This is a genomic window from Streptomyces sp. NPDC093261, from assembly GCF_044753645.1.
Taxonomy (GTDB): domain Bacteria; phylum Actinomycetota; class Actinomycetes; order Streptomycetales; family Streptomycetaceae; genus Streptomyces.
Genome location: NZ_JBIVNO010000022.1, coordinates 64,540 through 83,246 on the forward strand (window position 1 = coordinate 64,540; position 18,707 = coordinate 83,246).

Annotated in this window: 18 protein-coding genes and 1 riboswitch; of the genes, 11 read left to right on the forward strand and 7 right to left on the reverse strand. The window is 70.6% G+C overall.

The window, feature by feature from the left end; genetic code table 11:
* Window positions 1-235 precede the first annotated feature (235 nt).
* Together whiG and ACIP94_RS32485 are read left to right on the forward strand one after the other, a co-directional pair.
* The gene (whiG, locus tag ACIP94_RS32480; protein WP_402433722.1) at window positions 236-1,078 is read left to right on the forward strand and encodes an RNA polymerase sigma factor WhiG; all 843 of its coding nucleotides are present in this window, start codon (window positions 236-238) and stop codon (window positions 1,076-1,078) included.
* A gap of 258 nt (window positions 1,079-1,336) precedes the next feature.
* Entirely contained in the window at window positions 1,337-1,894 is a 558-nt protein-coding gene (locus ACIP94_RS32485) for a TetR/AcrR family transcriptional regulator (protein WP_402433852.1), read from the forward strand.
* Window positions 1,895-1,960: 66 nt separating this feature from the next.
* Here the strand turns inward: ACIP94_RS32485 and ACIP94_RS32490 are convergent, their stop codons facing one another.
* Window positions 1,961-2,449 carry a murein hydrolase activator EnvC family protein gene (locus tag ACIP94_RS32490; RefSeq protein ID WP_402433724.1) on the reverse strand — a complete coding sequence of 163 codons (489 nt, stop codon included), beginning with the start codon at window positions 2,447-2,449 and terminating at the stop codon, window positions 1,961-1,963.
* A gap of 517 nt (window positions 2,450-2,966) precedes the next feature.
* On the opposite strand from ACIP94_RS32490, the gene rpsB reads away from it, so the two are divergent.
* The 9 genes from rpsB to ACIP94_RS32535 all read left to right on the forward strand — a co-directional run bounded on the left by rpsB (window position 2,967) and on the right by ACIP94_RS32535 (window position 12,930).
* The gene (gene rpsB, locus ACIP94_RS32495) at window positions 2,967-3,854 is read left to right on the forward strand and encodes a 30S ribosomal protein S2 (RefSeq protein WP_402433727.1); all 888 of its coding nucleotides are present in this window, start codon (window positions 2,967-2,969) and stop codon (window positions 3,852-3,854) included.
* 169 nt (window positions 3,855-4,023) lie between these two features.
* A complete protein-coding gene (tsf, locus tag ACIP94_RS32500; RefSeq protein WP_402433730.1) occupies window positions 4,024-4,860 on the forward strand; it encodes a translation elongation factor Ts in 837 nt (278 codons plus the stop codon).
* Between the two features lie 203 nt (window positions 4,861-5,063).
* Window positions 5,064-5,822 carry a UMP kinase gene (gene pyrH, locus ACIP94_RS32505; RefSeq protein ID WP_402433733.1) on the forward strand — a complete coding sequence of 253 codons (759 nt, stop codon included), beginning with the start codon at window positions 5,064-5,066 and terminating at the stop codon, window positions 5,820-5,822.
* 165 nt (window positions 5,823-5,987) lie between these two features.
* Entirely contained in the window at window positions 5,988-6,545 is a 558-nt protein-coding gene (frr, locus tag ACIP94_RS32510) for a ribosome recycling factor (protein ID WP_059129097.1), read from the forward strand.
* Window positions 6,545-7,669, forward strand: a complete 1,125-nt coding sequence (locus tag ACIP94_RS32515; RefSeq protein ID WP_402433736.1) for a phosphatidate cytidylyltransferase — start codon at window positions 6,545-6,547, stop codon at window positions 7,667-7,669. Before frr ends, ACIP94_RS32515 begins: the two co-directional genes overlap by 1 nt.
* A 178-nt stretch (window positions 7,670-7,847) precedes the next feature.
* Entirely contained in the window at window positions 7,848-8,954 is a 1,107-nt protein-coding gene (rlmN, locus tag ACIP94_RS32520) for a 23S rRNA (adenine(2503)-C(2))-methyltransferase RlmN (RefSeq protein ID WP_402433739.1), read from the forward strand.
* Between the two features lie 22 nt (window positions 8,955-8,976).
* A riboswitch (TPP riboswitch) is annotated at window positions 8,977-9,082 on the forward strand.
* Between the two features lie 85 nt (window positions 9,083-9,167).
* Entirely contained in the window at window positions 9,168-10,247 is a 1,080-nt protein-coding gene (locus ACIP94_RS32525; RefSeq protein ID WP_402433855.1) for a thiamine ABC transporter substrate binding subunit, read from the forward strand.
* On the forward strand, window positions 10,223-11,896 hold the full coding sequence (locus ACIP94_RS32530; protein WP_402433742.1) for an ABC transporter permease: 1,674 nt from the start codon (window positions 10,223-10,225) through the stop codon (window positions 11,894-11,896). Before ACIP94_RS32525 ends, ACIP94_RS32530 begins: the two co-directional genes overlap by 25 nt.
* Window positions 11,897-11,898: 2 nt before the next feature.
* Window positions 11,899-12,930, forward strand: coding sequence for an ABC transporter ATP-binding protein (locus tag ACIP94_RS32535; RefSeq protein ID WP_402433745.1), 1,032 nt, complete (start codon window positions 11,899-11,901; stop codon window positions 12,928-12,930).
* Between the two features lie 89 nt (window positions 12,931-13,019).
* Here the strand turns inward: ACIP94_RS32535 and ACIP94_RS32540 are convergent, their stop codons facing one another.
* The 6 genes from ACIP94_RS32540 to ACIP94_RS32565 all read right to left on the reverse strand — a co-directional run bounded on the left by ACIP94_RS32540 (window position 13,020) and on the right by ACIP94_RS32565 (window position 18,570).
* Window positions 13,020-13,679, reverse strand: coding sequence for an LAETG motif-containing sortase-dependent surface protein (locus ACIP94_RS32540; RefSeq protein ID WP_402433747.1), 660 nt, complete (start codon window positions 13,677-13,679; stop codon window positions 13,020-13,022).
* Between the two features lie 255 nt (window positions 13,680-13,934).
* Complete coding sequence (locus ACIP94_RS32545) at window positions 13,935-14,342, reverse strand: VOC family protein (protein WP_402433750.1); 408 nt, start codon at window positions 14,340-14,342, stop codon at window positions 13,935-13,937.
* Between the two features lie 139 nt (window positions 14,343-14,481).
* Window positions 14,482-15,726 (reverse strand): hypothetical protein, encoded by a 1,245-nt coding sequence (locus ACIP94_RS32550; RefSeq protein ID WP_402433753.1) that lies wholly within the window; start codon window positions 15,724-15,726, stop codon window positions 14,482-14,484.
* Complete coding sequence (locus tag ACIP94_RS32555) at window positions 15,708-16,451, reverse strand: ABC transporter ATP-binding protein (protein WP_402433755.1); 744 nt, start codon at window positions 16,449-16,451, stop codon at window positions 15,708-15,710. Before ACIP94_RS32555 ends, ACIP94_RS32550 begins: the two co-directional genes overlap by 19 nt.
* 236 nt (window positions 16,452-16,687) lie before the next feature.
* Window positions 16,688-18,052 (reverse strand): aspartate aminotransferase family protein, encoded by a 1,365-nt coding sequence (locus ACIP94_RS32560; RefSeq protein WP_402433758.1) that lies wholly within the window; start codon window positions 18,050-18,052, stop codon window positions 16,688-16,690.
* Window positions 18,053-18,054: 2 nt separating this feature from the next.
* Window positions 18,055-18,570: an Lrp/AsnC family transcriptional regulator gene (locus ACIP94_RS32565; RefSeq protein ID WP_402433761.1), complete on the reverse strand. Its 516-nt coding sequence runs from the start codon at window positions 18,568-18,570 to the stop codon at window positions 18,055-18,057.
* Window positions 18,571-18,707 lie beyond the last annotated feature (137 nt).

An 18,707-nucleotide genomic window follows, 5' to 3' on the forward strand; every position in this document is an offset into this window, starting at 1 on the left:
CCCTTGGCAATTCCACCAGTTGACCCTTTCCGGCGATCACTCAGGGCGACGACCGTGGCCGCGGCAGGGGTCCCACCACACCCGTTCGCACACGGGTGATGCCTTGCCCTTCGCACACTGCGACACCACAGTCACGCTACGCTCACGAGGATCCCGACTCAGAAGGCATCTCGACATCAGACCGACAGCTCACCCAGGTATCCCCAGTCCACGGCAGAACGGCACAAGGCGACGAATGCCCCAGCACACCTCCGGGTCAGACCGGGCGGCGCACCCCCCAGCCGCCCGTGACGGCGGCAGCGTGCGCCCGCCCGCTCCCTCGACGCTCGACGAGCTGTGGCGGTCGTACAAGGAGACGGGGGACGAGCGGCTGCGGGAGCAGCTGATCCTGCACTACTCGCCGTTGGTGAAGTACGTCGCGGGACGGGTGAGCGTGGGCCTGCCGGCCAACGTGGAGCAGGCGGACTTCGTGTCCTCCGGGGTCTTCGGGCTGATCGACGCGATCGAGAAGTTCGACATCGACCGGGAGATCAAGTTCGAGACATACGCGATCACACGGATCCGCGGCGCGATGATCGACGAGCTGCGCGCGCTGGACTGGATCCCCCGCTCGGTCCGGCAGAAGGCGCGCAGCGTCGAGCGGGCCTACGCCACCCTGGAGGCGCGCCTGCGCCGAACCCCCTCCGAGGGGGAGGTGGCCGCCGAGATGGGCATCGGCGTCGAGGACCTGCACGCCGTCTTCAGCCAGCTGTCGCTGGCCAACGTGGTGGCCCTGGAGGAACTGCTGCACGTCGGCGGCGAGGGCGGCGACCGGCTCAGCCTGATGGACACCCTGGAGGACACCGCCGCGGACAACCCGGTGGAGGTGGCCGAGGACCGGGAGCTGCGGCGGTTCCTCGCGCGGGCGATCAACACGCTGCCCGAACGGGAGAAGACCGTGGTGACGCTCTACTACTACGAGGGACTCACGCTCGCCGAGATCGGCAATGTGCTCGGGGTGACCGAGAGCCGGGTCAGCCAGATCCACACGAAGTCCGTCCTCCAGCTACGGGCCAAGCTGGCCGGCTTCGGGCGCTGACGCGGGGCGGTGACCCGGCGCGGCAGCCGCCGACCGCCGGCGACCGGGCGACCGCCGGTGGGCGCGGTGGCGCGGGCCGGGCGTGCGGGCACGGTGGCGCGGCGGTTCGGGCCGGTGGTGTGCGCCGGGCACGCGCAGCCCGGGACCGGCGCACGGGGGACGAGCGGTCCAGGCGAGCGGCGCGCACCGGTGAGTGACTCCCGCGGGCGGCACTGCGTCCGTACAGTGGTTGACGTGCCAAGGATTCGAGCGGCCTCCGTGGCCGAGCACCGGTCGATGCAGCGAGCCGCCTTGCTGGATGCGGCGCGATTCCTCCTGTCCGAAGGCGGTACGGAGGCGCTGACGTTCCCGGCGCTCGCCGAGCGAACGGGCCTCGCGCGGTCCTCCGTGTACGAGTACTTCCGCTCCCGCGCCGCCGTCGTCGAAGAGCTGTGCGCGGTCGACTTCCCCGTCTGGGCGGCGGAGGTCGAGGCGGCCATGCTCGCGGCGGACGGTCCCGAGGCGAAGATCGAGGCGTATGTACGGCAGCAACTGGCGCTGGTGGGGGACCGGCGCCACCGCGCCGTGGTCGCCATCTCGGCGAGCGAACTCGACGCCGGGGCACGCGAGAAGATCCGCGCGGCGCACGGCGGGCTCGTGACGATGATCGCCGACACGCTCGGCGCGATGGGGCACGACGAGCCCCGGCTCACGGCGATGCTGCTCCAGGGCGTGGTCGACGCGGCGGTACGGCGCATCGAGTTGGGCGCCGCGGAGGACCCGGCCGCCATCACCGAGGCGGCGGTCGCCATGGCCCTGCGGGGCGTCCGGGGCTGATTCCTGCCCCCGGGGGCAGCCCCCCTCCCTCCCCCACCCCTCCCACCCAAGCCCCCCAACCCCCACCTACGGCAAAGGCACCCCCTCCACCGGCAGCAGCCGGGACGGCCCCACGCGCAGCAGCCAGGGCGGCAGCACAGAGAGCGGATCCAGATACGTCTCCCCTCTGCGCAGCCCCCAGTGCAGGCACGATCCCGCGCAGTGGGCGGCCGACGGTTCCAGCACGCCCAGCACCTGCCCCGGCCGGACCGTGTCGCCCGTGCGCACCGATGCCCTTACCGGCTCGTAGGTCGTCCGCAGCGGTGGCGTGCCCGTTCCCGCCAGGTCCACGGAGAGGACGCCCCGGCCCGCCACCCGTCCTGCGAAGGCGACCCGCCCGGCGGCCACCGCCCGCACCGGGTCGCCCGGAGCCGCCGCCAGGTCCACGCCCCGGTGTCCGGGCCCGTAGGGCGTCGCGGGCGGCTCCCAGGCCCGTAGGACCAGCGGGTGGACCCCCACCGGCCACAGACGGGCGACGGCCGGCACCGCCCGGTCGGGGCCGGGCGCATCCCCCATGGCCGGATCCGAACGGCGCCATGCGCCCGCCCACGCCACAGAGGTCCCTGGGCCCGCCCGCGCCACGGGGGTCTGTCTCCCCGCCCGCGCCGCGGAGGCCTGTAACCCCGCCCCTGCGGCGGAGGCCTGTAATCCCGCCCCCGCGGCGGAGGCCTCTACCCCCACCCGCGAGACAGGGACCGCCACGCCCACCGCCCCCGCCAGCAGGGCCGCGGACCACCGCCGTACAGCTCGTTCAACTCGCATGGGAGTACCGTCCCGCAGAACGGGCGATCACGGCGGGATCTGTGGACAACCGGGCGGTTGTGGACAGCGGCGTCACCCGCGGCTCCGCCGGTCCCGTACACTTCTTGTGGCGATCCGGGTCACCGGGTCGACTTCGCACGCCCCGACACCAGGCCATCACCGGCCGGTGTCAGCGCTCCTCGGTCCTTCGCGGCACGGCGCATCGCGGGCGTCAGGCGCGAGTGCCATCCGGCACCCGCGGCACAACCGAGAAAACTCAAGGAGAACGGCCATGGCCGTCGTCACGATGCGGGAGCTGCTGGAGAGCGGCGTCCACTTCGGTCACCAGACCCGTCGCTGGAACCCGAAGATGAAGCGCTTCATCTTCACCGAGCGCAACGGCATCTACATCATCGACCTGCTCCAGTCGCTGTCGTACATCGACCGCGCCTACGAGTTCGTCAAGGAGACCGTCGCCCACGGCGGCACCGTCATGTTCGTCGGCACGAAGAAGCAGGCGCAGGAGGCCATCGCCGAGCAGGCCACCCGCGTCGGCATGCCGTACGTGAACCAGCGCTGGCTGGGTGGCATGCTCACCAACTTCTCGACCGTCTACAAGCGTCTGCAGCGCCTGAAGGAGCTCGAGCAGATCGACTTCGAGGACGTCGCCTCCTCCGGTCTGACCAAGAAGGAGCTCCTGGTCCTCTCCCGTGAGAAGGCCAAGCTGGAGAAGACCCTCGGCGGTATCCGCGAGATGCAGAAGGTGCCGAGCGCCGTCTGGATCGTGGACACCAAGAAGGAGCACATCGCGGTCGGCGAGGCCCGCAAGCTCAACATCCCGGTCGTCGCCATCCTCGACACCAACTGCGACCCCGACGAGGTCGACTACAAGATCCCGGGCAACGACGACGCGATCCGCTCCGTCACCCTGCTCACCCGTGTGATCGCCGACGCCGTCGCCGAGGGCCTCATCGCCCGTTCCGGCGTCGCCGCCGAGGGCAAGGGCGAGAAGGCCGCGGGCGAGCCGCTCGCCGAGTGGGAGCGTGACCTGCTCGAGGGTGAGAAGAAGGCGGAGACCGAGGAGGCTGCCCCGGCCGAGGCCGAGGCTGCTGCCGCCGAGGCGCCGGCCGCTGAGGCGCCGGCCGCTGAGGCGCCGGCCGCCGAGGGCGAGCAGGCCTGACCTCAGGGCCGTTCGGCTGATGTGAGGGCGGGTGGCGCCGATCGCGCCATCCGCCGTTCACCCGCAGCCCTTAGATCTTCGTAGCCCGTAGATCTTTGGTGGCCGCCCGCACGAGTCGTGGCGGCCACCGACTTCGAGACTTCGAACTCCGAGAAGAGATTCACAGATCATGGCGAACTACACCGCCGCCGACGTCAAGAAGCTCCGTGAGCTGACCGGCGCCGGCATGATGGACTGCAAGAAGGCGCTGGACGAGGCCGAGGGCAACGTCGAGAAGGCCGTCGAAGCGCTCCGCATCAAGGGCCAGAAGGGCGTCGCCAAGCGCGAGGGCCGCTCCGCCGAGAACGGCGCCGTGGTCTCCATCATCGCCGACGACAACTCCTCCGGTGTCCTTGTCGAGCTGAAGTGCGAGACGGACTTCGTCGCCAAGGGCGAGAAGTTCCAGGCCGTCGCCCAGGCGATCGCCGAGCACGTCGCCAAGACCTCCCCGGCCGACCTCGAGGCGTTGCTCGGCTCCGAGATCGAGCCCGGCAAGACCGTCCAGGCGTTCGTGGACGAGGCCAACGCCAACCTCGGCGAGAAGATCGTCCTGGACCGCTTCGCGCAGTTCTCCGACGGTTTCGTCACGGCGTACATGCACCGCACGATGCCCGACCTGCCGCCGCAGATCGGTGTGCTCGTCGAGCTGGACAAGCCGAACGCCGAGGTCGCCAAGGGCGTCGCCCAGCACATCGCCGCCTTCGCGCCGAAGTACCTCTCCCAGGAGGACATCCCGGCCGAGGTCGTCGAGTCCGAGCGCCGCATCGCCGAGGAGACCACCCGCGCCGAGGGCAAGCCCGAGGCCGCGATCGCCAAGATCGTCGAGGGTCGTCTGAACGGCTTCTTCAAGGACGCCACGCTGCTCGGCCAGCCGTACGCGCTGGACAACAAGAAGTCCGTCCAGAAGGTTTTGGAGGAGGCGGGTGTCACCCTGAAGCGCTTCACGCGCATCAAGGTCGGCATCTGAGTCCGTACCGCGATCGACAGGAGACCCGGATAGGGTCGAAGGTCGAAAGCAGTCGTCCGCGTCATGCGCGTGTGCCGTCCCGCACGCGCGCGTGACGGACGCAGATATGACGAGGAGGCCATTGCCGCTTATGGGATGCGAAACACACCCCATCGGCAATGGCCTTCTTCGTATGTGCAACACGTGAAAGAGGCGGGATCTCAATGACCACCAAGGCCGAGAAGAGCGACGACGGCAAAGTACGCGGCCGGTTTCTGCTGAAACTGTCCGGAGAGGCGTTCTCCGGCGGCACCGGACTCGGCGTCGACCCGGACGTGGTGCACGCCATCGCCCGTGAGATCGCGGCTGTGGTGCGCGACGGATCCCAGATCGCCGTCGTCATCGGCGGCGGCAACTTCTTCCGCGGCGCCGAACTCCAGCAGCGGGGCATGGACCGGGCCCGCTCCGACTACATGGGCATGCTCGGCACGGTCATGAACTGCCTGGCTCTCCAGGACTTCCTGGAGAAGGAGGGCATCGACTCGCGCGTGCAGACCGCGATCACCATGGGCCAGGTCGCCGAGCCGTACATCCCGCTGCGTGCCGTGCGCCATCTGGAGAAGGGCCGCGTGGTCATCTTCGGCGCCGGAATGGGCATGCCGTACTTCTCGACCGACACGACCGCCGCCCAGCGCGCCCTGGAGATCGACGCCGAGGCCCTGCTCATGGGCAAGAACGGCGTGGACGGGGTCTACGACTCCGACCCGAAGACCAACCCCGAGGCCGTCAAGTTCGACTCGCTCAGCTACGGCGAGGTCATCACCCGTGACCTCAAGGTCGCCGACATGACCGCCATCACGCTGTGCCGGGACAACAAGCTGCCCATCCTTGTCTTCGAGCTGCTGGCGGAGGGCAATATCGCACGGGCCGTGAAGGGTGAGAAGATCGGCACACTCGTGGGGGAGCAAGGCAGCCGGGGCTGACCGGACGCCGACCGGTCGGGGGTTCCGTCCGGGCGGCGGGCCCTGACCGGGGGATGGACAATGACCTGCCGGTCCGGAACCGTGCAGGAAGAAGACGCGACGCAGCCGGCCGCGGACCGACGAGTGACAGCTGCCGGGCCTACTCAAGACACGCAGGAGCAAGTGGTGATCGAAGAGACCCTCCTCGAGGCCGAGGAGAAGATGGAGAAGGCCGTCGTGGTCGCCAAGGAGGACTTCGCCGCGATCCGCACCGGTCGTGCGCACCCGGCGATGTTCAACAAGATCGTGGCCGACTACTACGGCGCACCGACGCCGATCAACCAGCTGGCCTCGTTCTCGGTGCCGGAGCCGCGCATGGCCGTGGTGACGCCGTTCGACAAGAGCGCGCTGCGCAACATCGAGCAGGCGATCCGCGACTCCGACCTGGGCGTCAACCCGAGCAATGACGGCAACATCATCCGCGTGGTGTTCCCCGAGCTCACCGAGGAGCGGCGCCGCGAGTACATCAAGGTCGCCAAGGGCAAGGGCGAGGACGCCAAGGTCGCGATCCGCTCCGTGCGCCGCAAGGCCAAGGACGCCATCGACAAGCTCGTCAAGGACGGCGAGGTCGGCGAGGACGAGGGCCGCCGTGCGGAGAAGGAGCTCGACGACACCACCGCGAAGTACGTCGCGCAGGTGGACGAGCTGCTCAAGCACAAGGAAGCGGAGCTCCTCGAGGTCTGATGAACGACTCTTCCTGGGGGGCGCCGCCACAGGCCGGGTACCGGGGGCCCAGCGACGCCGGATCGGCCCAGCGGACCGGTCCGGCGGGTCCCGCGTACGATGCGCATGACGCCCAGCAGACTCGCCCTGTGCCCATCGTGCCCGAGGTGCCCGCCCAAGGCGGAGACCAGGATGACGACCGGGGGGCCGCTCGGCTGAGCGGCCCCTTGTTCCGCGACGACCAGCCGCAGGCGCCGTCCCACTGGGCGGCCTCGCAGAATCCGGAGCCCATGCCCGACGCCCAGCAGCCGGCGCCCGCACCGCAGAAGAAGAGCGCGGGCCGTGACCTGGGCGCGGCCATAGGGGTCGGCGTCGGGCTCGGCGTGGTGATCGTCGTGTCGTTGTTCATCGTGAAGGCCGTGTTCGTCGGTGTCGTCGCGGTCGCCGTCGTGGTGGGCCTGTGGGAGCTGACGAAGCGGCTGGAGGAGCGCAAGGGCATCAAGGCGCCCCTCGTGCCGCTCGCGGTCGGCGGTGCGGCGATGGTCGTGGCCGGGTATGTGCGGGGCACTGAGGGCGCCTGGGTGGCGATGGCACTCACCGCGCTCGCGGTCCTGCTCTGGCGTATGACGGAACCCCCGGACGGCTATCTCAAGGACGTCACGGCGGGTGTCTTCGCGGCGTTCTACGTTCCGTTTCTGGCGACGTTCGTCGCCATGATGCTGACGGCCGACGACGGCCCGCAGCGCGTGCTGACCTTCCTGCTGCTGACGGTCGTCAGCGACACCGGCGCCTACGCGGTCGGCTGGCGGTTCGGCAGCCACAAGCTCGCTCCGCGCATCAGCCCCGGGAAGACCCGCGAGGGCCTCGTCGGTGCGGTGACCTTCGCCATGGGCGCGGGCGCGCTGTGCATGCAGTATCTGATCCACGACGGCTCGTGGTGGCAGGGCCTGCTGCTGGGTCTCGCGGTCGCCGCCAGCGCCACGCTGGGCGACCTGGGCGAGTCCATGATCAAGCGTGACCTGGGCATCAAGGACATGGGCACGCTGCTTCCGGGCCACGGCGGCATCATGGACCGGCTCGACTCACTGCTGCCGACCGCTCCGGTGGTCTGGCTGCTGCTCGTGCTTTTCGTCGGGAGCGGCTGAGGGATCGTTTCCCGTGCCGCTGCCGAGCGGTCCGCTCGCCGAGGGGCCGTCGTCCACAGGACGGCGGGCCCCTCGGCGTTCGGCCCCCACGCGGCCGTTAACCGTTGCCCGGCCGGCCCCCTCCCCGCCGGGCTTGGCCCCCGGGCCACACGAATGGATCTGCGACACTGGTAGGACCATGCCCAAGCCCGGAGAACTCACTTTCGTCGCGCCGCGCGGAGCCAAGACCCCGCCGCGGCATCTTGCCGATCTCACGCCCGCCGAGCGCAAGGAGGCGGTCGCCGCGGTCGGTGAGAAGCCGTTCCGCGCCAAGCAGCTCTCGCAGCACTACTTCGCGCGGTTCTCGCACGACCCGGAGCAGTGGACCGACATCCCCGCCTCCTCGCGCGCCCGGCTCCAGGAGGTGCTGCTCCCGGAGCTGATGACGGTCGTACGGCATCTGTCGACCGACCAGGACACCACCCGCAAGACGTTGTGGCGGCTCTTCGACGGGACGCTGGTGGAGTCCGTGCTCATGCGCTACCCGGACCGGGTCACGATGTGCATCAGCTCCCAGGCGGGCTGCGGTATGAACTGCCCCTTCTGTGCCACCGGTCAGGCCGGCCTCGACCGCAACCTGTCCACCGCGGAGATCGTGCACCAGATCGTGGACGGCATGCGGGCGCTGCGCGACGGCGAGATCCCCGGCGGACCGGCGCGGCTGTCCAACATCGTCTTCATGGGCATGGGCGAGCCCCTCGCCAACTACAAGCGCGTCGTCGGCGCCATCCGCGCCCTGACCGACCCCGCTCCGGACGGCCTCGGGCTCTCGCAGCGCGGGATCACCGTGTCGACCGTCGGGCTGGTGCCGGCCATCCACCGCTTCGCCGACGAGGGCTTCAAGTGCCGCCTCGCCATCTCCCTGCACGCGCCGGACGACGAGTTGCGCGACACCCTCGTGCCCGTCAACACGCGGTGGAAGGTGCGGGAGGTCCTCGACGCCGGGTTCGAGTACGTCGAGAAGTCCGGGCGCCGGCTGTCCATCGAGTACGCCCTGATCCGGGACATCAACGACCAGGCGTGGCGCGGTGACCGGCTCGGCCGGCTGCTCAAGGGCAGGCCCGTGCACGTCAATCTGATCCCGCTCAACCCGACGCCGGGTTCCCGGTGGACCGCGTCACGTCCCGAGGACGAGAAGGCGTTCGTCGAGGCGATCGCCGCCCATGGGGTGCCGGTGACCATCCGGGATACCCGGGGCCAGGAGATCGACGGAGCGTGTGGTCAGCTGGCCGCCACCGAGCGGTAGTCTGAAGGCCGTCCATATCTTCATATTCCGACAGGGGAGCGCCACAGCGCTGAGAGTGCGGGAGAGCCCGCAGACCCTCTGAACCTCGCCCAGGTCATTCTGGGTAGGGAGTTCGGTCTTCACTCGAGCTGTTGCGCCCTGCCCGGGACCCTTCGGGGCTCCCGGGCGGGGCCGCGTCTCTTCCTGGTCACCTCCAGGAGGAATTCAGTGAGCATCACCGGCAGGCAGTTCGCGGCCGTCGCCGTCGGGCTGGGCCTGGTCACGCTGTCCGCGTGCGGATCGTCCGGCCCCGCCGGCGGGAGCGGCGGCGATCCCAGGACCGTGACCCTCGTCAGCCACGAGTCGTGGGCCGCCTCCAAGAGCGTCATCGCGGCGTTCGAGAAGGAGTCCGGCTACCACGTCAAGGTCCTCACCGACGGCGACGCGGGCCAGGCCGTCAACAAGGCGATCCTCACCAAGGACAACCCCCAGGGCGACGTGCTCTTCGGCGTCGACAACACCCTGCTGTCCCGGGCGCTCGACAACGGCCTGTTCCAGCCGTACGCGGCCAAGGGCCTCGACCGGGTCGGCGCGCAGTACCAACTCGACAAGGACAGGCACCGGGTCACCCCGATCGACTACGGCGACATCTGCGTCAACTACGACAAGAAGTACTTCGCCGACCACAAGCTCGCCCCGCCTGCCTCCCTCGACGACCTCACCAAGCCCGCCTACAAAGACCTCCTCGTCACCGAGAACGCCGCCACGTCCTCCCCGGGCCTCGGCTTCCTGCTCGGCACCGCCGCCCGGTACGGCGACAACCGCTGGCAGGACTACTGGAAGAGGCTCAAGGACAACGGTGTGAAGGTGGTCGACGGCTGGGAGCAGGCATACGAGCAGGAGTTCTCCGGTTCGGCCGCGGGCCGCAAGGCGGGAGGCGACCGGCCGCTGGTCGTCTCCTACGCCTCCTCCCCGCCCGCAGAGGTCGTCTACGCCAAGCCGCGGCCCACGACCGCGCCGACCGGCGTCACGACGGGCACCTGCTTCCGCCAGATCGAGTTCGCGGGTCTGCTGAGCAACGCTCACAACCCCAAGGGCGCCAAGGCGTTCCTCGACTTCCTGATCAGCCGGAGGTTCCAGGAGGACATGCCGCTCAACATGTACGTCTACCCGGTCGTGCAGGGTGCGCGGGTGCCCGCCGAGTTCACCGCGTACGGGCCCGCGGCCAAGGACCCCGAGACCATGGCCCCGGCGAAGATAGCCGCCAACCGTGACCAGTGGGTCAGGTCGTGGACGTCGCTCGTACTGAAGTAGCCCCGAGGAACCGGGCGAACCGGGGCGGGGCCGCGCGCTTCGGGCTGATGGCCCTGCCCGTCGTGTTCTTCGGGGTCTTCTTCGCCTACCCCGTCGCCGCGATCGTCGCCCGCGGTCTGCGCGTCGACGGGGTGTGGCGCCTCGGGCGCCTGACGGAGGTGCTCGCCCAGGCCGACATCCGGCATGTGCTGTGGTTCACGACCTGGCAGGCTCTCGCCTCCACCGCTCTCACACTGCTGGTGGCGATGCCCGGGGCCTATGTCCTCGCCCGTCTGGACTTCCCCGGCAAGCAGGTACTCCGCGCGGTCGTCACCGTCCCGTTCGTACTGCCCACGGTGGTCGTCGGCACGGCCTTCCTGGCGCTCGTCGGCCGCGGCGGGCTTCTCGACGACCTGTGGGGCGTCCGCCTCGACACGACCGTGTGGGCGATCCTGCTCGCGCATGTCTTCTTCAACTACGCGGTCGTCGTTCGCACGGTCGGCGGTCTGTGGGCGCAGCTCGACCCGCGCCAGGAGGAGGCCGCACGGGTGCTCGGCGCCTCCCGCGCCGCGGCCTGGCGGACGGTGACGCTGCCCGCCCTCGGTCCGGCCGTGGCCGCCGCCGCCCTCATGGTCTTCCTGTTCACCTTCACCTCGTTCGGTGTGGTGCAGATCCTGGGCGGCCCCACCTTCTCCACTTTGGAGGTGGAGATCTACCGGCAGACCTCGGAGATCTTCGACCTGTCCACGGCCGCCGTGCTGACGATCGTGCAGTTCGTGGCGGTGGGCGCGATCCTCGGGGTGCACGCCTGGAGCGTGCGCCGCCGGGAGAGCGCGCTACGGCTGGTGGATGCGTCCCGCACGGCGCGCAGGCCGCGCGGGGCGGGCCAGTGGGCGCTGCTCGGCTCGGTCCTCGCCACCGTCGCCGTGCTGCTCGTCCTGCCGCTCGCCGTGCTCGTCGGCCGGTCGCTGGACGCACCCGGGTTCGCGTACTACGAGGCCCTGACGCACTCGGACGACGGGACCTTCCTCGTCGCGCCGATCAACGCGATCGGCAACTCGCTCGCCTACGCCGTCGCCGCCACCGTCATCGCCGTGCTGATCGGCTCCCTCGCCGCCGCGGCCCTCGCCCGCCGGGACGCCGGCCGCCTGGTGAGGGGCCTCGACGCGCTGCTGATGCTGCCGCTGGGCGTGTCCGCCGTGACCGTCGGCTTCGGGTTCCTGATCTCGCTGGACAAGCCGCCGCTGGATCTGCGCGGTTCCTGGATCCTGGTGCCGCTCGCGCAGGCGCTGGTGGGCGCCCCCTTCGTCGTACGCACCATGCTGCCCGTGCTGCGCGCCGTGGACGAGCGGCTGCGGGAGGCGGCGACCGTGCTCGGGGCCTCGCCCTGGCGGGTGTGGCGGGAGGTCGACCTGCCGATCGTGCGGCGGGCGCTGCTGATCGCGGCCGGGTTCGCGTTCGCCGTCTCCCTGGGCGAGTTCGGGGCGACCGTGTTCATCGCCCGGCCCGACAACCCCACGCTGCCCGTCGCGGTGGCGCGGCTGCTCGCACGGCCCGGCGACCTCAACTACGGCCAGGCGATGGCCCTTTCGACGATCCTGATGGTGGTGTGCGCGGTGGCGCTGCTGGTCCTGGAGAGGCTGCGAACCGATCGGACGGGGGAGTTCTGACGATGCTCAGGCTTGAGCGGGCGACCGTACGCTATGGCGGCACCACCGCGCTCGACGGAGTCGACCTCCAGGTCGCCGAGCACCAGGTGGTGTGTGTGCTCGGGCCCAGCGGCGGCGGAAAGTCGACGCTGCTGCGGACCGTCGCCGGGCTGCAACCGCTCGACTCCGGGCGGGTGTTCCTCGACGGCCGCGATCTGAGCGGGGTGCCCGCGCACCGGCGCGGCGTGGGGCTGATGTTCCAGGACCACCAGCTGTTCCCGCAGCGGGACGTGGGCGGAAACGTCGCCTTCGGGCTGCGGATGCGGGGTGCCCCGCGCGGCGAACGGGACGGGCGCGTCAGGGAGTTGCTGGACCTCGTCGGGCTGCCGGGGTCCGCCGGACGGGCCGTCGCCGCGCTCTCCGGTGGTGAGCAGCAGCGGGTCGCGCTCGCCCGTGCGCTCGCTCCACGGCCCCGGCTGCTGATGCTGGACGAGCCCCTGGGCCAGCTCGACCGGTCGCTGCGCGAGCGCCTGGTCGTCGAACTGCGGGAGCTGTTCGGCCGGTTGGGCACGACCGTGCTCGCGGTCACCCACGACCAGGGCGAGGCCTTCGCGCTCGCGGACCGGGTCGTGGTGATGCGCGAGGGGCGGATCGCCCAGTCCGGTACGCCGCTTGAGGTCTGGCAGCGGCCCGCGGACGCGTTCGTGGCACGCTTCCTCGGCTTCGACAACGTGGTGGAGGCGACGGTCTCCGGGGAGGCCGCGGACACGCCGTGGGGCAGGGTCCCCGTGCCCGGAGGTTCCCCGCGTGGAGCACGCACCCTGCTCGTACGGCCCGCCGGCGTACGGCTCGTGCCCGTCTCCGAGGGACTGCGCTGCACCGTGACCGCGCGCACCTTCCGCGGCACCCATGTCGCCGTCAGACTGCAGCCCGAACAGGCCCCCGCGCTGGAGGCCGCATGTCCGCTACGTGCCGCACCGGAGCCCGGCGACGAGACCGGGGTGGTGTTCGACGCGGCCGAGGTCGTCGTCCTCGGGGACGCTTCCGCCGCGTAGCCGGGCACCGGCCGCCCGGTGCGGACACGCGCAACGGCCCGCCCCCCGGGAGGGGCGGGCCGTTGCGTGCGTACAGGCTGCCGCGTGCGTCAGTTGCTCTTCGACGCGCCGCGACGGCGCATGCCGAAGTAGACCGCGCCGCCACCGACGATGACGAGACCGGCGGCGATACCGGCGATCATCGGCGTGCTGGAGCTGGCACCGGTCTCGGCGAGGTTGGAGGTGCCGGCCGCGGGCGAGGGGGAGTTGTCACCGGCGGGAGCGGCGGGCGAGCTCGCCGACTGTGCCGGGGTGGACTCCGAGGAGGACGGGGTGGCCGACGGCTTCGGGGTCTCCGAGGCCGGGGGAGTGCTGGCCGGAGGGGTGGTCTCCGAGGTGGTGCAGGCCTTGTCCGGCGTGGTCAGGGGGTTCGGCGAGATGTTGTCGTCGACGATGCCGCTGACCGTGACATGGACGCGATACTGGGCCTTCGGCGCCCAGTCCTCGGAGAAGCTGACGGTCGCACCCTCCTTGGTGCCCTTGACCGTCTGCTCGCCGACCTTCTTCGCGTCGGCGCCGTTCAACTCGAGGTAGACCGAGACGGTCGCTTCCTTGCCGGAAGCGTCCGTGTCCGTGACCGTGATGACGCCCTTGCCGTTGGTGTCGCAGGACGCGACGGCGGAGAAGTCACGGATGTTGCAGGCGAGCGCGTTGCCGGCGACGCCGAGTGCGAGCGCGGCGGTGGCAGAGGCGACGCCGAGGATGCGCACTGATCGTGCGGTACGGGAGGATATGGACACGATTGCCCTTCGCGTGATGCGCAACTGCGGGGGGTTTCAGGGACGTTGCCCCAACAACAGCGTCCCCACCAGGCTCACAGGTTTATAAGCGGCGGCTAAGTGCTGTCAACGCCGATGTCCGGCATGGCACCCGTCTTTGCCGTGTCGTTAACAGCCGTGACGTTTGAACAGTCGCCGGACCACCTTGACTTCCCCCGCGGTGATACCCCGTTCACCTGCGTGGGCTCAGCCCTGGACGGCCGCGGGGTCCATCCACATGACCTCCCAGGTGTGGCCGTCGAGGTCGTCGAAGGAGCGGCCGTACATGAAGCCGTGGTCCTGCGTCTCCCCGCCGACCGAGCCGCCCGCCGCGAGCGCCCGGTCGACCAACTCGTCGACCTTATCCCGGCTTTCGGCGCTGAGACACAGCAGCACCTCGCTGGTGCGCGTCGCGTCCGCGATCTCCTTCTTGGTGAAGTCGGCGTAGCGCTGCTTGCCGAGCAGCATCGCGATGATCGTGTCGCTGATGACGACACAGGCGCAGTCGTCCGTGGTGAACTGCGGGTTGATCGTGTAGCCCAGCTCGGTGAAGAACTTCTTCGACGCCTCGACGTCGACGACGGGCAGGTTCACGAAGATCATCTGCTGGTACATGAGCGGTCTCTCCTGGTGATGTGAGGTGTGTACGGGGTCGTGGTCCGTGCGGTGGCCCGTATGGAGGAAGAGACCGCGGGCCGCGGCGAAACTCATCGGCGCGCGGCCCTTTTTCTTCAAGGAGTTCCTCCGGGAGGGGTCAGCCCCTCAGCGGCATGGCGGCCAGTTCCGCGACCGCCCAGGTCAGCGGCACGAACACCGTGACCACGGCGCCCGCCCGGAGCAGTGCCGCGCCGCGCAGCAGTGTGGCCGGCGCGCCGAGCCGCACCAGCGCCGCCACCGTGCCGGCGCGCGCCTGCCGCGCCTCGATCGCCGCCGTCACCAGCGTCGCCAGCGCGCACCCCGCCACGAGCAGCGCACCCAGGGTGGTGAGCGGCCCGAAGGAGAGACGCGCGCCGGCGTACGGCGCCGTCATGGCGTACGCCCCCGAGGCCACCGCGCACACCACACCGAGCGGCCGCCCGATCCGCCCCGCCTCCTGCTGAAGACCGCGCCCCGCGAGCAGCCGTACGGCCCCCGGGCGCGCGGCCTCCAGCAGCCGGCCGCACAGATACGCGAGGGCCGGGCCGACCAGGGCCAGCCCCAGCGCGGTCAGCGCCCAGCCCGCCAGAACCCCGGCGGGCCCGCCCGCGAGCCCACCGGGCAGCCGGAAGCGCGGGGCCCCGCCCGAGCCGCTGGCGTGCGCCTCCACGGCGAGCCCCGCGGCGATCGCGGCCAGGCCCCACGGCAGTCCGCCCGGGGCGGGCCCGGCCCCGGGGGACAGGCCGGACACCGGGTCCTCGTCCGGCAGAGCGGCGGCCCGTTCCTCGGAGGCGCCGCCGGTCACGGAGTCGGCCGGTGCCCCGCCGCGAGGTCCGGCGGGGCGCTGCGCCGCCTCTCGGGGCCGCAGGGCCACCGCGCTCGCCACGGATGCCGCGAGCGGCACCAGCGTGAGCAGGGTGAGCGCCGCGGGCAGCGGCAGCGGCACGTCCGCGGCGAGAAAGCCGGCCGCCGCGCCGTCGAACGGAGTCCCGGGCAGATCACCGCGCAGATGCAGGAAGGCCAGCAGCGCCAGCAGCGAACCGAGCGCCGTCGGCAGGGCCGTGGTCAGCGCCGACAGGACCATCAGCCGGGCGGGGCCGAGGCCGATGGTGGCGAGACCGGACCGGGGGCGGGTGGCCGGGTCCGTGCGGGCGACGGACACCGCGAGATACACCGTGGCGGCCAGGGGGACCAGGCACCATACCAGCCGCAGCACCGAACCGGCCGGCGCGTCCGGGTGCGCCAGGGCGTATCCCAGCGTGCACAGCAGCAGCAGGCCCGTGCCCGCCGAGGCCGCTGCGACCAGCAGCCGGCAGACCTGGACCAGGGGCTGGGCCCCGCGGGCTAGACGGAGAGCGAGCACGCCGCCCGCCCTTCCGACTCCGCCTCCGGGACCGGCGGCAACTGGACCGTGGTCACGCGCCGCCCGTCCAGCAGCGGCACCGTGCGGTCGGCGAGGGCGGCGACGTCCGGGTGCAGCGTGGCCAGGACGACCGTGATGCCGTGCGAGCGGGCCGCCGCGGTGAGCGTGCGCAGCACCTGGGCGCCCTCGGAGCGGTGCAGGGTGGCGGTCGGCTCGTCCGCGAAGAGCACGGTCGGGCACGCGGCGAGCGCCCGCGCCACGGCGAGCCGCTGCCGCTCGGCCCCGGCCAGCTCGTCCGGGCGCCTGCGGGCGCAGCCGCCGATGTCGAGCCGCTCCAGCCACTCCAGGGCGGCGGTCCTGGCCCGGCGGCGGCTGGTGCCGCGCAGCATCAGCGGCAGCGCGGCGTTCTCCCAGACGTTCAGTTCGGGCACGAGCAGCGGCACCGGGTCGATCCAGCCGAAGCGGTCGCGGCGCAGCCGTTCACGGCTGAACGAGCCCATGGTGTGCACCGGCGTGCTGTTGAACCAGACCTCGCCCCGCTGGGCGGGCAGCAGCCCCGCCAGGCACTGCAGGAGGGTCGTCTTGCCGCTCCCGCGTGGGCCGGTGACGGCCAGGATCTCGCCCTCCCGCACCCCCACGGAGACACCGCAGAGCGCGGGCGAGCCATTGTGCTGGAAGTGCAGGGCGTGTGCCCAGAGCACGTCGTTGTCCGGCGGGGCCACCATCGCGTACACCTCGGTTCAGATCCGTTTTCCCGTGCCGATCCCCCTCCGGGGAACCCGTTCGGGGGAACGAAGGCGGGACCGATCGGTCACTTCGCACGCTAGGCAGACGGCACCGGGAGCCAGGAACAGCAACGGCCCCGCACCGCCGTTTCTCACTCGAACGGGCGGCACGGGGCCGTTGGTTGATCATCCAGAAGGATGAATCATCCGGCTGGGCGATCGGAACCTCGGGGGGCTCAGAGCTTGGTCCATGCCTCCGTCAGCGTCGCGCGCAGGATCTGCTCGATCTCGTCGAACGTCTCCTGGTTGGAGATCAGCGGCGGGGCGAGCTGGACGACCGGGTCGCCGCGGTCGTCGGCACGGCAGTACAGGCCGTTGTCGAACAGAGCCTTGGAGAGGAAGCCGTACAGGACGCGCTCGGTCTCCTCGTCGTTGAAGGACTCCTTGGTGTTCTTGTCCTTGACCAGCTCGATGCCGTAGAAGAAGCCGTTGCCGCGGACGTCGCCGACGATCGGCAGGTCGTGCAGCTTCTGCAGCGTGGACAGGAACGCGCCCTCGTTGTCGAGCACGTGCTGGTTGAGGTTCTCGCGCTCGAACAGGTCGAGGTTGGCGAGGCCCACCGCGGCCGACACCGGGTGACCGCCGAAGGTGTAGCCGTGCAGGAAGGTGTTGTCACCCTTGTAGAAGGGCTCGGCCAGGCGGTCGGAGACGATGCAGGCGCCGATCGGGGAGTACCCGGAGGTCATGCCCTTGGCGCAGGTGATCATGTCCGGGACGTAGTCGAACTTGTCGCACGCGAACATCGTGCCCAGGCGGCCGAAGGCGCAGATGACCTCGTCCGACACGAGCAGCACGTCGTACTGGTCGCAGATCTCGCGGACCCGCTGGAAGTAGCCGGGCGGCGGCGGGAAGCAGCCGCCGGCGTTCTGCACCGGCTCCAGGAAGACCGCGGCCACCGTCTCCGGGCCCTCGAAGAGGATCTGCTGCTCGATCTGGTCGGCGGCCCAGCGGCCGAAGGCCTCCGGGTCGTCGCCGTGGAGCGGGGCGCGGTAGATGTTGGTGTTCGGCACCTTGTGCGCCCCCGGCACCAGCGGCTCGAAGGGGGCCTTCAGGCCCGGCAGGCCGGTGATGGACAGGGCGCCCTGCGGGGTGCCGTGGTAGGCGACCGCACGCGAGATGACCTTGTACTTGGTGGGCTTGCCGACCAGCTTGAAGTACTGCTTGGCCAGCTTCCAGGCCGTCTCCACCGCCTCACCGCCGCCCGTGGTGAAGAAGACCTTGTTCAGGTCGCCGGGCGCGTGGTGCGCCAGGCGCTCCGCCAGCTCCACGGCCTTCGGGTGGGCGTAGGACCACACCGGGAAGAAGGCCAGCTCCTGCGCCTGCTTGAACGCCGTCTCGGCCAGCTCGGTGCGGCCGTGGCCCGCCTGGACCACGAACAGACCGGCGAGACCGTCGAGGTAGCGCTTGCCCTTGTCGTCGTAGATGTAGGTGCCCTCGCCCCGCACGATGGTCGGCACGGGCGCGTTCTCGTACGAGGACATGCGGGTGAAGTGCATCCACAGGTGGTCGTACGCGGTCTTGCTGAGGTCCTTGGTACTCACGGCTATCGGGTTCCCCACATGTAGGTCTGCTTCTTGAGCTTGAGGTAGACGAAGCTCTCGGTGGAGCGCACGCCGGGGAGGGCCCGGATGCGTTTGTTGATGACGTCCAGCAGGTGGTCGTCGTCCTCGCAGACGATCTCCACCATCAGGTCGAACGAGCCTGCGGTCATCACCACGTACTCGCATTCGGGCATGGCGGCCAGCGCGTCGGCGATGGACTCGACATCGCCCTCGACGTGGATCCCGACCATCGCCTGCCGGCGGAAGCCCACGGTGAGTGGGTCGGTGACGGCGACGATCTGCATCACGCCCTGGTCGAGCAGCTTCTGGACGCGCTGGCGCACGGCCGCCTCCGACAGGCCGACGGCCTTGCCGATCGCGGCGTACGGCCGGCGGCCGTCCTCCTGGAGCTGCTCGATGATGGCGAGGGAGACGGCGTCCAGCTGGGGGGTGCCGTTCCTGGACTCGCGGGAGTCCCTCTGGTCTGCGCTTCGACTGGCCACGACCTCACTCTGCACGACGTCTCGACAGTTTCGCAAGGCTCAATCAATGAAATTCGTTGTTTCTGTAATGGAAGCCTGCGGATTTCGCAGCGCTGGCACGATCGGGGCTGTTGAAAACGTGGGGTCACGGATTAGGGTGGACGTCTCAGCGA